The sequence below is a fragment of the Microcoleus sp. Pol1C5 genome (genome assembly GCF_036701115.1).
GTDB lineage: Bacteria > Cyanobacteriota > Cyanobacteriia > Cyanobacteriales > Microcoleaceae > Microcoleus.
The window spans coordinates 41,922-54,644 of record NZ_JAUBQE010000031.1 but is presented as its reverse complement, the minus strand read 5'-3'; the positions used below and the strand labels follow the sequence as shown (position 1 = coordinate 54,644).

Sequence of the window (12,723 nt, the reverse complement as noted above, 5' to 3'; positions counted from 1 at the left end):
CGAGGTACGGATGATGGATGGAATTAATGCGGCTGTACGCACAAAGCACAATCTGTTTGTTTGCACTGCTTGCGCTAGTGTTTGGAAAAACGGCAAGCGCGAAGGCAAAAGCGGCGGCCAACAATTTATGGAAAATTTGTCGCAACTCGCTAAAGATTGGGAGTTTTCTGATAAGTTTGAGATTCAAGAAGTTGAGTGCATGAGTGCTTGCAGTCACTCTTGTGCGGTGTCTTTTGCTGCTGTAGGAAAGTACACTTATCTGTTTGGCGATTTACCAGCAAATGAGGCGGAAAGCATCGAGGCGGTACTCGAATGCGCGGGTCAATACTATGCTAAACCGGACGGTTTGTTGCCTTGGTCTGAGCGTCCTCAAGCTCTGAAAAAAGGCGTTTTAGCAAAGATTCCACCGCTGGCAAATTAGAGCCTTTCTCGTTACCATACTCTGTCCATTGGTGACAACTTAACGTCAAACCGATCGTCTCTCTTGTTTTTATCGAAATCTAGATCCCCCCTAACGAGCGGGCGGGCACGGGGGCACCGCCCCGACTAAGGGGGGGACAAGAAATATTCTCAAAGTCCCCCTTCTTAAGGGGGATTTAGGGGGATCTAGACTTTGCCTAAAAGCGACTTTTATTGTAGGTTTCAGTCTTAAGTTGTTACCTAAGATATCGGCCTGGTAACGCATACTCAGAGGATCTGCTTCGTATTAAAAGCGCTCCTTTATTCCAGCGAGGCAGATCCTCTAGATCAGGATTCCCAGGCAGAGCTTGGGAACGATATATCCCACCATCAAATAAGCACAAAATTATCAATGCACAAAATTCCTGTTACTGTCATCACTGGTTTTCTTGGTAGCGGCAAAACTACCTTAATTCGCCACTTATTGCAAAATAATCACGGTCGCCGCATTGCTGTTCTGGTTAACGAATTTGGCGAAATCGGAATTGACGGAGAACTCCTGCGCGATTGTCAAGTTTGCGACGAAGAAGAAAATGTCAGCAGCAATATTGTAGAACTAACAAATGGTTGTCTTTGCTGCACTGTTCAAGAGGAATTCTTGCCGACTATGCAGGAACTGTTGAAGCGCAGAGAACAAATTGATTGTATTGTAATAGAGACTTCTGGCCTCGCACTTCCTAAACCTTTGATTCAAGCTTTTCGCTGGCCGGAAATTCGCACCGGTGCTACTGTGGACGGTGTTGTTGCTGTTGTCGATTGCGAAGCTATTGCTAGCGGTACTTTTGTCGGTGATATCGATGCTTTGATGGCACAGCGACAGGCTGATGATAGTTTGGATCACGAAACTCCGATCGAGGAATTGTTTGAAGACCAGTTAGCCTGTGCCGATATGGTACTTTTAACGAAGGTCGATCGCGTAGATGCTGAAACTCACAAGAAAGTCCAAAGCTGGTTGCAGCAAGAGTTGCGTCCGAGTGTAAAAATTGTGCCCTGCAAAGGTGGCGAAATTAACCCTGATGTGCTCATGGGATTTAATGCGGCGGTTGAGGATGATTTGGAGTCTCGCCCCAGTCACCACGACACTGAGGAGGAACACGAACACGATGATCATATTAACTCGACTTTCTTTATTGCCGATCGCGAATTTGAACCTGAAGCTTTGGTGAAAAAACTGCAATCCTTGATGCAGCAGGAGGAAATCTATCGGATTAAAGGGTTTGTGGCCGTTCCCAAGAAACCGATGAGGATGGTGTTGCAAGGTGTGGGATCGCGCATAGAATATTTTTACGATCGTCCTTGGCAACCTTCCGAGATCCGCCAAACCAAGTTAGTGCTGATCGGTCGAGAGTTAGAGCGCGATCGAATTGCAGCTATGATTAACAATTAATTGTCATCTGAGAGGGGCGGGCCGATCGATATTTTGAAGGGCAGCAAATATTATTGGTAAAACTCGCTCCTCCAAGCTCTCACGAACAATTTATTAACATTATTGAATATGGTGGGCGCTGCCAGCAGGTCGGGTGTAAAATAGCGATAATGGTTATTATTGTACAATAATCGAGGTCAAGTATGGTGACTGCTGGGGCGATCGAATCAGTTCCTGTTACCGTTCTCACAGGCTATTTAGGTGCAGGCAAAACCACGCTGCTCAACCGCATTTTAACACAGGAACACGGCAAAAAAGTTGCAGTCATCGTCAACGAATTCGGCGAAGTAGGCATTGACAACCAACTCATAATAGATGCCGACGAAGAAATTTTTGAGATGAACAACGGCTGCATTTGCTGTACAGTAAGAGGCGATTTAATTCGGATTATCGGCAACTTGATGAAGCGGCGAGACAAATTCGACCACATAGTCATCGAAACCACAGGTTTAGCCGACCCCGCACCCGTAATTCAAACATTTTTTGTAGACGAAGATATGCGGGACAAATTGCTGCTAGACGCAGTTGTCACGGTAGTCGATGCCAAACACATCTGGCAGCACTGGGATGCCGAGGAAGCTCAAGAACAAATTGCCTTCGCCGATGTAGTTTTGCTCAACAAAACTGATTTAGTGAGTGAGGAAGAATTGGCCGAATTAGAAAAGCGAATTCGCGCCATGAATGCAATGGCTAAAATTCACCGCACCCGCAACGCTGAATTAGCAATGGAGGCTTTGTTGGGCGTGAAAGCATTTGATTTGAACCGGGCATTAGAAATCGAACCCGACTTTTTGGGCGAACACACTCACGAACACGACGAAACTGTTACCTCAGTGGCAATAGTCGAATCCGGTGCTATTGATGGCAACAAATTTAGCGATTGGATTGAGGAATTGTTGCGAACTCAAGGCCCGAATATCTTTCGGACAAAAGGCATTTTGAATGTCGCCGGAGACAACAAGCGATTTGTTTTCCAAGGAGTACATATGGTATTCGATGGCCGACTGGATAGACCTTGGAAAGCTACCGAAATTCCGAAAAATGAACTCGTATTCATCGGTCGCAACTTAAACGAAAATCAATTGCGAGAGGATTTTCGGAAATGTCTGGTTTAACTGACATATTGAAGCATTTTTAATAAGCCTTTTAGAAACAGTCAAGATGCCTGTTCCACAAGAATAAAATTCATTTCTTGTGGAATGGAACAGGCATCTTGACTGTTCCACAAAAATAAAATTCATCTTTTGTGGAACGGGCATCTTGCCCGTTCTTAAGAAGAGTACAACATCTCAGATTCAATAAATATGGGTAACGAAAAGACAAATAAAAGTGAACAAACCCTGCAATTTCATGCTAAAGAAATGCTGTCTGACTACGTAACTGCTGTTACTTGGTCGCCGGATGGTACAACTTTAGCAGTTTGTTCTGCTGCAGGCGAAGTGATGCTGGCGGCAGTAGGGACCGTTAATGAATTGTCCTTGCAAACGCTACAAACTGCTACGGGGAAATCAACGGATTGCTTGTCTTTTTCCCGCGACAGTCAATTCCTAGCTGCTGGCGGACAAGATGGAAAAGTACGAATTTGGCGGGTTAATTCTGGGGAATTAATTGCTGATTTGGATAACCAGCGCGTTTGGGTTGATAAGTTAGCTTGGAGTCCCAACTGCAACCAGTTAGCTTTCAGTATGGGCCGCTACGTTCAAGTCTGGAATGTTGAGGATAATGTTGTTGAAGTAACGCTGAATTTCGAGTCATCATCTATTCTCGATTTAGCATGGCATCCGATGGTTCAATATCTGGCAGTTAGCGGCTATCAAGGTGTCAAAGTTTGGCATGGAGAAGACTGGGACGAAGACCCGGAAATTTTATCAGTACCCTCCGCAACAGGTGCAGTTTCTTGGTCGCCACAAGGGGAATATTTAGCTTGCGGCAATATGGACAATACTCTAATTGTTAATGAATGGGGCAATTTTGAACCCTGGGTAATGCAGGGTTTTCCGGGGAAAGTTCGGGAGTTAGCTTGGTCGGATAAAACTAATTCTTTGGGTGCACCTTTGTTAGCTGCTTCGAGCTCTCAAGGTATTTCTGTTTGGGAAAGAGACGCTGATGAAAGAGTCGGTTGGGATTCTTGGGCGTTAGAGGTGCATGAAAATGTGGTAAATGCGATCGCCTTTCAACCTAGCACATTTTTATTAGCTTCCGCCGCCGCAGATGGTCAAGTTTGTTTGTGGGCCGAAGCAGAACAATTGCTGCAAATTCTAGAAGGTGCAGAGGGGGGTTTTTCCTGTTTGGCATGGCATCCCGAAGGCCAGTTTCTCGCCGCTGGCGGATGCGGTGGCGAATTGCTGGTTTGGTCATAAATTTATGCGCGGCAAAGAGTTCGGGCTGAGCAAGCTGTTATAAGTAGGCGTTAAATTACTTTTTGCGTAAGTAAGCGTAAAAAACGTACAACAGATAGAGCCTGTGCGTCCTGGACTGTTATCCTCTCTTTCTTGTCAAAATTCCTTGACTGGGACTGAACAGCAAAGCCCCTAAAAATAACCCAAAAATAACTAATACAATTGCTGCCCCAGACGGCATATTAAAATAATAGCTGAGGTACATACCAGTCACGCTAGCTGTAATCCCAATAATTGCTCCTAATCCCATCATTAAATGTAGCTCTTTTACCAACAAATACGCCGTTATTCCCGGCCCGATTAACAGCGAAATTACTAACAGCGCCCCTACAGTTTGCAAACTCGCAACAATCGTCAGTGTAATCGCCGAAATCATCCCCAAATAAATCCAGTTTACAGGCAAACCGGACGCTTGCGCTCCTAGTGGGTCAAAAGTATAAAATAGCAGTTCTTTGTAAAGGAGTTTAACCGCCACCAAAATTATCAAAGTTATGACAAAAGTCTGCTGCACGTCAGCAGGTGCAACTGATAATATATTCCCAAACAAAAAACCGTCTAAGTCTAATTTGGTTGTCCGCAACAGGCTAATCAGTGTGACGCTAATTGCTAAAAATGTAGACAAGATTAATGCCATAACTGCATCAATCTTTAGGCGCGATTGCGATTGAATCCACGCCATAATTACCGCGCTGATAATTCCCGATATAAACGCGCCGATCGAAATATTGAAACCTAAAGAAAAAGCTACTGGCAATCCTGCTAATACCGAATGGGCTATCATGTCAACCATCATTCCCATTTGCTGTACAATTAAATAGGAACCGACAACGGCGCAGAGAATTCCTAGCAAAATGCCGACGGCGATCGCATTTCGCATGAACTCGAATTTGAGTGGCTCAATGAGTAGGTTTAACATTGAATTAGGTCAATAATAGGATTTTTTTAACTACAATCCACTGCACAGGCGGGACGCCCGTGCCACTTTCAATTTTAAAGATAAATCTTTTTTTGCTTAGGCAGCAACTAAACTTAAATCGTATCCATAGGCTTTTTGAATATTGGCTGCGGTGAGCACTTCCCGGCAGGAACCACTTGCAATTAACTGCTTATTTAGCAATAATAAATTGTCGTACTGTTTTAAAGTTTCGCCTAAATCGTGACTGATTACTAGCAATGTTTTATTTTGGGCTTTTAGTTCGGCAAAAATATCGAAAATAATTTCTTCGGTTGCTTTGTCGATCGCGTTAAAAGGCTCGTCGAAGAAGAATAAATCGGCTTGTTGGGCGATCGACCTTGCTAAGAAAATCCGCTGCTGCTGTCCGCCAGACAGTTCGCCAATTTGCCGATCGCGCAAATCCCACATTCCTACCCGCAGCAAAGCAGCTTTCACCAATTCTTGCGACTGCTTCGAGGGGCTGCGAAACCAACCAGTCTGGACGGTTCGCGCCATCATCACCGCATTCCACACCGTAATCGGATAATCCCAGTCAATTTGCGATCGCTGTGGCACATAAGCTACCCGCGACAACTGTTGCTTCAGCAGCCGTCCCTGATATTTCACCAAACCCCGACAGGCCGGGATCAATCCCAGCATCGCTTTCACCATCGTGCTTTTCCCCGCGCCGTTGGGGCCGAACACACCAGTTAATTGTCCGGGATCTAACTGGAAATTCACGCTGTTGAGGGCCGCAATTCCGCGATAATTGACAGCCAAGTCTTGCACTTCTAGCATAATTAGAGATTTTGAGAACGATTCTTGTTCGTAGCTACTAGAATAGGATAACTCGAAAAAGCAATAACGATTATCGTTCCAAAGGTAAAAATGTTAACGAACTTGGCTGGAAAAACCGGCAGATTATGCGCTGCGGCTGTTTTGGCAATTGGCTGCGGGCTGGTTGCGTGCAGTGGAGGACAGAACGCAAGCAATCGGGCGCCGGAGAGTCCCGCCACAACTCCAACTCAAGCCAGTCCCGGCAGCAACTTGCCAAAAGTCGTCGCCACGACTGGTGTTATCTGCGACCTAACTAAAGAAATTGCTCAAAGTTCGATCGACACCACCTGTCTGATCAAGCCGGGAGACGACCCCCACGCCTACCAAACCAAGCCGGAAGACCGCAAAGCGATTGAAACAGCAAATCTGATTTTATACGGCGGCTACAACCACGAACCCAGCATCATTAAGTTAATTGAATCTAGCAGTAATTCCGCGCCCAAAATCGCCGTCCACGAACTCGCCGTTCCCAAACCGCTGATGGGCGAACACGAGCACGAACACGGTGAAGAGAAAGCGGAAAACAAACCCCATGCAGAAGGTGAAAAAGTCCCTGACCCTCACGTTTGGCATAATCCTCAAAATGGCCGACGCATGGTAGAAATAATTCGCGATCGATTGATCGAAGTTTCCCCCAACAATGCTCAACTTTATACAAAAAATGCAGCAAGATTAACAGATGAGTTGCAAAAAATAGATACTTGGATCAAAGCTCAGATTGCGACTATTCCAGCCCAAAAACGGAAGTTAGTAACAACTCACGATGCTTTGAGTTACTATGCCGATGCTTACGGTTTGGAGATGGCTGGAGCTTTACAGGGTGTGACGACAGAGGAACAGCCCACCGCAGCAAGAATTGCCGAATTGTCCTCAGAAATTAAGACTGCAGGAGTGCCGACAATTTTTGCTGAAACTACAACTAATCCCAAGTTGATGGAGACTGTGGCGAGGGAGGCAAATGTCGAAATTTCCGACAAGGAACTTTACAGCGACGAGTTGGGCGGCCCCGGCACCGGTGCTGATACATATCAGGGAATGCTGAAAACTAATACTTGCGCGATTATTTCTGGCCTCGGTGGCAATTGTACTTCCTTTGCAGGAGAAACTGCACCAAATCCCAAACCATAGACTTTCTAAAGTGCGCCTAGCAAGCACCTTAAATTTGCGGGGTACACAGCCAAACGCAGCGCTCCCAATTGCAGGGGTTTTCGATTGCAAACGCTGCGTTTCCAGCGATGACTTTAAGGTGAATTTTGCTCCTCGGTACTGGGGGGTTTTTGGCCAATTCCCAATTGCTTCTTAGAGGATTTTAAGTCTTTCCAAAGCATCTTAATATCTTTATAGGCTTTCTCAGCGCTAATTTTCCCCCCAGTTTCCAGCGAGCAAATATAAGTTATTTTCTGAGCAAACTCCTGCAAGTTGGCATTAAACGCCAAGTTTTCTGGCGTGAAATCGCCGTAGTAGCGATTGCGAGGATGTAAAAAATCTTCCCGCTCTTTCATTGCCCCCTCCTAATTAAACTTTTGGTATTCAACTTTTGGTTCGGTCTCTGTTTTTAATAGCACTATTGGTACTCAGTATCGCGGCGCTAACTTGCTTCTATTGTATTGCGTAAATAGCAGTTGTGCTTTTCCGCTCTGTATTTAGTCTATTAATACAGTCTTAACCTTAAGTTAGCTTTATTTTAACTTTTCTTTAACCTAAAAGCAAAAAAATTAGGAAATGCGCTTTTCGCATCTCCCTTTAGCTAGATTTTAAAGTGTTGATTAACCTTTTGTGAAGGTGGATATTTACTTGTGGCACTCGCAGCCAGTGTGGCCGCACCCTTGACCGTTGGGGTGGCCCTCAGCGCAGGCACTGGAACAGTATGTTTTGCCGTCTTTTTCAATGGCTTCGCTAGGGCTGACAACGCACGAACATGAAGGACAGGCACATTTTGTTTGGGTGGCAGTAGTCATTTTAAATTTTCCTCGTGGGTTTGTTTGTCCGTACTAACATATGAACACATATTCAGATATTAGTCAAGGGAATGTAAAAACTTTGTTACAAAAGGTTTGCCGATCGCACTAAAATGAAAATGAGAATTAAAACCAGGCGGGAAAAGATGTCACCCAACTCTGCTGTTAATGGAGCGATAAGTCAGTCTCACCAAGAAAACGATACACCAACGTGCGATCCATCGCACTTAGTTGACTGTTTCCGGGCCGGGGACATCCAAACACAAGTTCTCAACACCGCTAAAGCCCAGCGGATGGCAGAGTTTTTCAGTCTTTTGGGAGATGCGAATCGCCTGCGGCTGCTGTCGGTTTTGGCCAAACAAGAACTGTGCGTGTGTGACTTGGCGGCGGCGTTGAGTATGAGCGAGTCAGCAGTATCGCATCAGTTGCGGGCATTGCGGGCGATGCGGTTGGTAAGTTACCGCAAGGTTGGGAGACAAGTTTTTTATAGTTTACTCGATCGCCACGTTTTTGAACTTTACCAAGCAGTCGCCGAACACTTAGACGAAGCAGATTAAGCTTTTAGGCATTGGGCATTGATAATGGATTTAAAATTGTGTAGGGGCGGCTTTTACCAATAATTTCAGCCTAAGACCAATAATCTCGTAAACCCGCCCTCACCAAACTCAATATCAATCTTCGACGGTGTGGCCCGTAGCAACAACCGCCTGTGTAATTGACTCTTCAGAAGCTTGAGCTTCTACTGTAACAGTCTTAGCTGCGACATCCACATTGACAGTAGCATCGGAGTCAACAGTTTTGATGGCTTTGGTAATTGTATCAGCGCAACCAGAGCAGACGATCGAGGGAACGTTAAGTAGTATTGCCATAATTCAGCAAATTTTCGTAGATGACAGTATTATTTTTTATTTTAATCTAAATTCGTGAAATACGCGCTTTTCCCGATTTCGGCAGGGGTTTAAACCCCGTGTCAAAGCTCAATTCGGTTAAAACCGACTGTAGAGTTTGACGTTAAAAGTTATCACTTAGCACTAATGCCAACTGGCAGATTAAACAAAGGTATGTAGTTGCGCTTGGGCGCTCTTTCCTAAGCTAAGATTGCTGAAGCGCAACTACGTACCTAACAGTTAACCCCTAGTTGTGACAGTTGGCATTAGTTCTAAAAATATCACTTCAAACTTAATACCTTTGAATATAAATTAGTATCCGGTATGGACCGCCCAACGGCGGCGGCTACAGACCGCAAACTAACAACTAAATCTACCATATCTGGCAAAGAAAGAGCTTGCCGCGCGTCAGAAACAGATTTTTCGGGTTGCGGGTGACACTCAATAATTAATCCGTCTGCACCGCAAGCAACTGCTGCTTTGGCTAGTGGTGCGACTAATTCTCGCTTGCCGACGGCGTGAGAAGGGTCTACGATTACTGGCAAATGAGTTAACTGTTTCAGCGCGACGACTGCACCTAAATCTAATACGTTTCGGGTGTAATTGTCGAAGCTGCGGATGCCTCTTTCGCAGAGAACTACATGAGGGTTTCCGTGACTGAGAATGTATTCGGCGGCCATCACAAATTCTTCGATTGTGGCTGATAAGCCGCGTTTTAGGAGGACTGGTTTTCCGGCTTGACCGATCGCCTTTAGTAACTCGAAGTTTTGCATATTCCGACTGCCTACTTGCAGCATATCAGCATAGGTGACAACTGGCTCGATTTGGGCGATCGACATTACCTCTGTCACCACGGGTAAACCGTAACGCCGGCTGACATCGGCTAAAATTTCGAGTCCCTCAATTCCCATTCCTTGGAAAGCATAGGGAGAAGTGCGGGGTTTGTAGACTCCGCCTCGCAAAGCTTGCACTGATGCGGCGGATAGTTGGCGGGCGACGGTTTCCATTTGTTGGGAACTTTCGACGGTACAGGGGCCACCGATGATTAATAATTCTGTGGCGCCGACTGAGACTGTTTCTGAGAGTTTGACAATTGTTTGGTGTTCTGGATGAGATTTGGTTACGAGTTTGGCTTCTAACATGAGGGTATTTTCCTGGAAATTTAAGTGGGTGGTTGACAACAAAAAACCCGGAACTTTTAGGAGTTCCGGGTTCGTGCGAAAAGACAGCGCGACAATTTACCCAGAACTTTGGTTGGGCCAAAAATAAAAGCTGTCGTACCAGTTACTGAATAATGTCATTGCTGTTTTCGCTTGTACTGGATTGGTTGTTGGGTAAAGAAGTAGAAAAAACAAAACCGCAGGTGTTAATCTGCGGTTCGCCCGGATGTTCACAGTGAATTACCAATTCACTCCGGGCGAACTTGGCTGCACCAAAAATAAAAATTGCTGTTGGCTGTGAACTTGGCTGTGAACATAGTTGAAGTGCTGCGATTTGTGGGTTAAACACAATACTATTCGATAACCTAGCACAGACTGGTAGGAATGTCAAGCATTTTTTTTGCAAAATGTATGGAAACGGCAATGGCGTTTAACTCGGCGCGGTTGTCGTTTTTTGGGTATGTCTGTTATTATGTCGATATAGGGATAAGTCTATAAGTCCTTATATCGACAAGTGACCCTATCCGAATCCCGCGCCTGTGTGTCAGGCTAGACACATAGACAAATCGATATAGCGATATGGAAACTTTGACTACAAGTAAAACAGTGTCCGTAAAAATCTATCTACCTGAAGAGACAAGAGCCAAGTTCAAAGCATCTTGCGCCATGCGTAGCCTCAGCATGAATGAGGTTCTGTTGGAGTACATCGAAACTTGGTTACAGGAAAACGAACCCGTTTTAGAGCCAAAGCCCCAGCGCGTCAAGACGATCGCCAAAACTGAGGAAACAGACTGATGACCGATCGACTATATCGAATAAACGGCATCCTCGAACAAACCGCGAGGGACAAATGCTGAGAGATGCAGACAACCCAGAGAAATCTTGGGAGGATTTAGAAGCCGAACTGCTTCCTAACCGTCCTTTTTATGCCCCCGGCGAGACTGAAATTGAAAAAGACCTTTATGCTAAGCGACGATGTGCTCAGCATAAAATGAAGGCTGAAAAACGCCCCGATATTGCAGGCCGCTCTTATTACTACTGCACGGAGACAAATGATGATGACTAACTCGAATTACCGACTGCTACCTGCCAGAGATGAGTATGTTCAAGTGTCTATCTATCTCAATCGGGTGCATTTGGACGGATATACGCCCGATCGCGCGATCGCACAATTGATCGAAATGGGTTATGCTCCTACTTTGCAATATCAGTGGAATCCAAAACGAAATGAGTTTGATTTATTTGCTCTGATTCACGATCGCCCGATCGCCGATTCACTGATGGATAAACAGGCTTGTGATGCTCTATGGGCTGCTTTTAACCAATCTTCGCTTTACGTGATTGGTTGCGAGATGGCGCAAAATCCTAACTGGCTAGCGGCACGCAGCTTTAATGATCCGCGCCGTCACGCTACGCCGGAGGAAATCGAGCCTCTGGAAGCAAATGCTACGGCCGCTGCTTAATATTTTAGTCCTGAGTGCAACGGGCACAAAAAAGGTACGTAGTTGCGCTTAAGCGCTGTTAATCCCAGCCGAAATCTCGATCGCACAATTCGGCTAGTCTTTGGTTGTGCGATCGAAAATATGTTCTCAATTGCTCGTATACTGCCTCGCTGATGGGCGGATATTCGCTGGAGTTGAGCTTTCCGTAGGTTTTTAGTTGGTGGGGGGGTAAGTCTAAAAATTCGAGGACGGTGTTGCAGATTTTTGCTGGGTTGCTATACAAGTCTTCGCTTTTGATGATTGAGATTTGTGATTTGGGAAAAAGTTTCATCCAGGCGGGGAGTTGATCTGCGTAAATGCCGCGGGTTAGATAGCTGTGGTGTTGGTGTTCGTAACTATAGTATTTGGGGTTGGCTAGGAGTTTTTCCATTTCGCCTTTGAGTCTTTCGGGCTCGGCGGCGATCGCCTCTTCTAATGAGAGAGTTTCGTATTTTATTCTGATATAATGATAGTAGTGGGAAATGGCGCGATCGACTGGGTTTCTCAGCAGGGCGATGATTTTAACTTTCGGACATAAATCATAAATTCGCTGGGGAACATGGGGGTGAAATATGTAGTAAGGACTGGCTTCTCCGGTGATTCTTTTGGGGCCGTGTTTCGGCAGGGGAAATTGGGCATAGTACCAGTCTGGGCCTTTGTCGAAGTTTAAGTCAAAATAATGTACTTCTTTTTGGGTGGCATGGGCGATTTGGGGATGTTCGGTGAGATAGGCATAAAGCGATGTTGTTCCGCCTTTTTGGGCACCGATGATGATGAAGTCGGGGGGTTTGGGAGTTTGTTTCATGGGTTGTATGTTTTATATTTTGCAGTTGTACTGACAGTGCCCCGGAGGGTAAAACGGCAATTCGATCGCACTTGGGGGCATTACGGCAATTCGATCGCCCAATTTATATTTGATTGCACCGATACGCCTAACCATAATTCCATTGCCCGATCTTGATTGTAGATTCCGGTGATTGAAACCGCTAGCAAGGCGAGCACACAAACAAAGCCCACAAGGGCTGGTCAATATGTCGGATAAGATCGCGATCACTGTTTTGGGGTGATCGAATTCACTCTCGCTCTTGGTACTGACATTTCTATTTAACTCGATTAGAGTGGACTTAGGGAACTCTCATTCTTGATGGGCAAATCTTTCGCTGAAAAATATAGGATCGGCGG

17 protein-coding genes are annotated in these 12,723 nt (G+C 45.5%); 9 read left to right on the top strand and 8 right to left on the bottom strand.

Going from position 1 to position 12,723, the window contains the following annotated elements; all coding sequences use genetic code 11:
* Positions 1 to 10: 10 nt before the first annotated feature.
* The 4 genes from QUA23_RS18205 to QUA23_RS18190 all read left to right on the top strand — a co-directional run bounded on the left by QUA23_RS18205 (position 11) and on the right by QUA23_RS18190 (position 4,245).
* The gene (locus tag QUA23_RS18205; protein WP_333077491.1) at positions 11 to 421 is read left to right on the top strand and encodes a DUF1636 domain-containing protein; all 411 of its coding nucleotides are present in this window, start codon (positions 11 to 13) and stop codon (positions 419 to 421) included.
* Positions 422 to 811: 390 nt separating this feature from the next.
* The gene (gene cobW, locus QUA23_RS18200) at positions 812 to 1,846 is read left to right on the top strand and encodes a cobalamin biosynthesis protein CobW (RefSeq protein ID WP_333077490.1); all 1,035 of its coding nucleotides are present in this window, start codon (positions 812 to 814) and stop codon (positions 1,844 to 1,846) included.
* 182 nt (positions 1,847 to 2,028) lie between these two features.
* Positions 2,029 to 3,000: a GTP-binding protein gene (locus tag QUA23_RS18195; protein ID WP_333077489.1), complete on the top strand. Its 972-nt coding sequence runs from the start codon at positions 2,029 to 2,031 to the stop codon at positions 2,998 to 3,000.
* Between the two features lie 189 nt (positions 3,001 to 3,189).
* Entirely contained in the window at positions 3,190 to 4,245 is a 1,056-nt protein-coding gene (locus QUA23_RS18190) for a WD40 repeat domain-containing protein (RefSeq protein WP_333077488.1), read from the top strand.
* A gap of 118 nt (positions 4,246 to 4,363) precedes the next feature.
* On the opposite strand, the gene QUA23_RS18185 is transcribed toward QUA23_RS18190, so the two are convergent.
* Together QUA23_RS18185 and QUA23_RS18180 are read right to left on the bottom strand one after the other, a co-directional pair.
* Positions 4,364 to 5,200, bottom strand: coding sequence for a metal ABC transporter permease (locus QUA23_RS18185; protein ID WP_006631577.1), 837 nt, complete (start codon positions 5,198 to 5,200; stop codon positions 4,364 to 4,366).
* Positions 5,201 to 5,296: 96 nt separating this feature from the next.
* Entirely contained in the window at positions 5,297 to 6,016 is a 720-nt protein-coding gene (locus QUA23_RS18180; RefSeq protein WP_333077486.1) for a metal ABC transporter ATP-binding protein, read from the bottom strand.
* Between the two features lie 90 nt (positions 6,017 to 6,106).
* Here QUA23_RS18180 and QUA23_RS18175 point away from each other — a divergent pair, with 90 nt between their 5' ends.
* Positions 6,107 to 7,183 carry a metal ABC transporter solute-binding protein, Zn/Mn family gene (locus QUA23_RS18175; RefSeq protein ID WP_333077485.1) on the top strand — a complete coding sequence of 359 codons (1,077 nt, stop codon included), beginning with the start codon at positions 6,107 to 6,109 and terminating at the stop codon, positions 7,181 to 7,183.
* A gap of 113 nt (positions 7,184 to 7,296) precedes the next feature.
* Here the strand turns inward: QUA23_RS18175 and QUA23_RS18170 are convergent, their stop codons facing one another.
* On the bottom strand, positions 7,297 to 7,557 hold the full coding sequence (locus QUA23_RS18170) for a DUF7219 family protein (protein ID WP_006631574.1): 261 nt from the start codon (positions 7,555 to 7,557) through the stop codon (positions 7,297 to 7,299).
* 288 nt (positions 7,558 to 7,845) lie between these two features.
* Positions 7,846 to 8,013 carry a metallothionein gene (locus QUA23_RS18165; protein WP_333077483.1) on the bottom strand — a complete coding sequence of 56 codons (168 nt, stop codon included), beginning with the start codon at positions 8,011 to 8,013 and terminating at the stop codon, positions 7,846 to 7,848.
* A 146-nt stretch (positions 8,014 to 8,159) separates the two neighbouring features.
* On the opposite strand from QUA23_RS18165, the gene QUA23_RS18160 reads away from it, so the two are divergent.
* Positions 8,160 to 8,570, top strand: a complete 411-nt coding sequence (locus QUA23_RS18160) for a metalloregulator ArsR/SmtB family transcription factor (RefSeq protein ID WP_333077482.1) — start codon at positions 8,160 to 8,162, stop codon at positions 8,568 to 8,570.
* A gap of 114 nt (positions 8,571 to 8,684) precedes the next feature.
* Here QUA23_RS18160 and QUA23_RS18155 read toward each other — a convergent pair whose 3' ends face one another.
* On the bottom strand, positions 8,685 to 8,882 hold the full coding sequence (locus tag QUA23_RS18155; RefSeq protein ID WP_333077481.1) for a heavy-metal-associated domain-containing protein: 198 nt from the start codon (positions 8,880 to 8,882) through the stop codon (positions 8,685 to 8,687).
* Between the two features lie 299 nt (positions 8,883 to 9,181).
* Positions 9,182 to 10,042, bottom strand: coding sequence for a 3-deoxy-7-phosphoheptulonate synthase (gene aroF, locus QUA23_RS18150; RefSeq protein WP_333077480.1), 861 nt, complete (start codon positions 10,040 to 10,042; stop codon positions 9,182 to 9,184).
* A 597-nt stretch (positions 10,043 to 10,639) separates the two neighbouring features.
* Between aroF and QUA23_RS18145 the strand changes: the two genes are divergently transcribed.
* The 3 genes from QUA23_RS18145 to QUA23_RS18135 are packed head-to-tail and all read left to right on the top strand — an operon-like array spanning position 10,640 to position 11,523.
* On the top strand, positions 10,640 to 10,855 hold the full coding sequence (locus QUA23_RS18145) for a plasmid partition protein ParG (RefSeq protein ID WP_333077478.1): 216 nt from the start codon (positions 10,640 to 10,642) through the stop codon (positions 10,853 to 10,855).
* A gap of 55 nt (positions 10,856 to 10,910) precedes the next feature.
* Positions 10,911 to 11,126 carry a hypothetical protein gene (locus tag QUA23_RS18140; protein ID WP_333077477.1) on the top strand — a complete coding sequence of 72 codons (216 nt, stop codon included), beginning with the start codon at positions 10,911 to 10,913 and terminating at the stop codon, positions 11,124 to 11,126.
* Positions 11,113 to 11,523 carry a hypothetical protein gene (locus QUA23_RS18135; RefSeq protein ID WP_333077476.1) on the top strand — a complete coding sequence of 137 codons (411 nt, stop codon included), beginning with the start codon at positions 11,113 to 11,115 and terminating at the stop codon, positions 11,521 to 11,523. The genes QUA23_RS18140 and QUA23_RS18135 overlap by 14 nt, the downstream gene beginning before the upstream one ends.
* Positions 11,524 to 11,581: 58 nt before the next feature.
* On the opposite strand, the gene QUA23_RS18130 is transcribed toward QUA23_RS18135, so the two are convergent.
* Positions 11,582 to 12,346: a sulfotransferase domain-containing protein gene (locus tag QUA23_RS18130; protein WP_333077475.1), complete on the bottom strand. Its 765-nt coding sequence runs from the start codon at positions 12,344 to 12,346 to the stop codon at positions 11,582 to 11,584.
* A gap of 12 nt (positions 12,347 to 12,358) precedes the next feature.
* Complete coding sequence (locus tag QUA23_RS18125) at positions 12,359 to 12,481, bottom strand: hypothetical protein (protein WP_333077473.1); 123 nt, start codon at positions 12,479 to 12,481, stop codon at positions 12,359 to 12,361.
* Positions 12,482 to 12,723 lie beyond the last annotated feature (242 nt).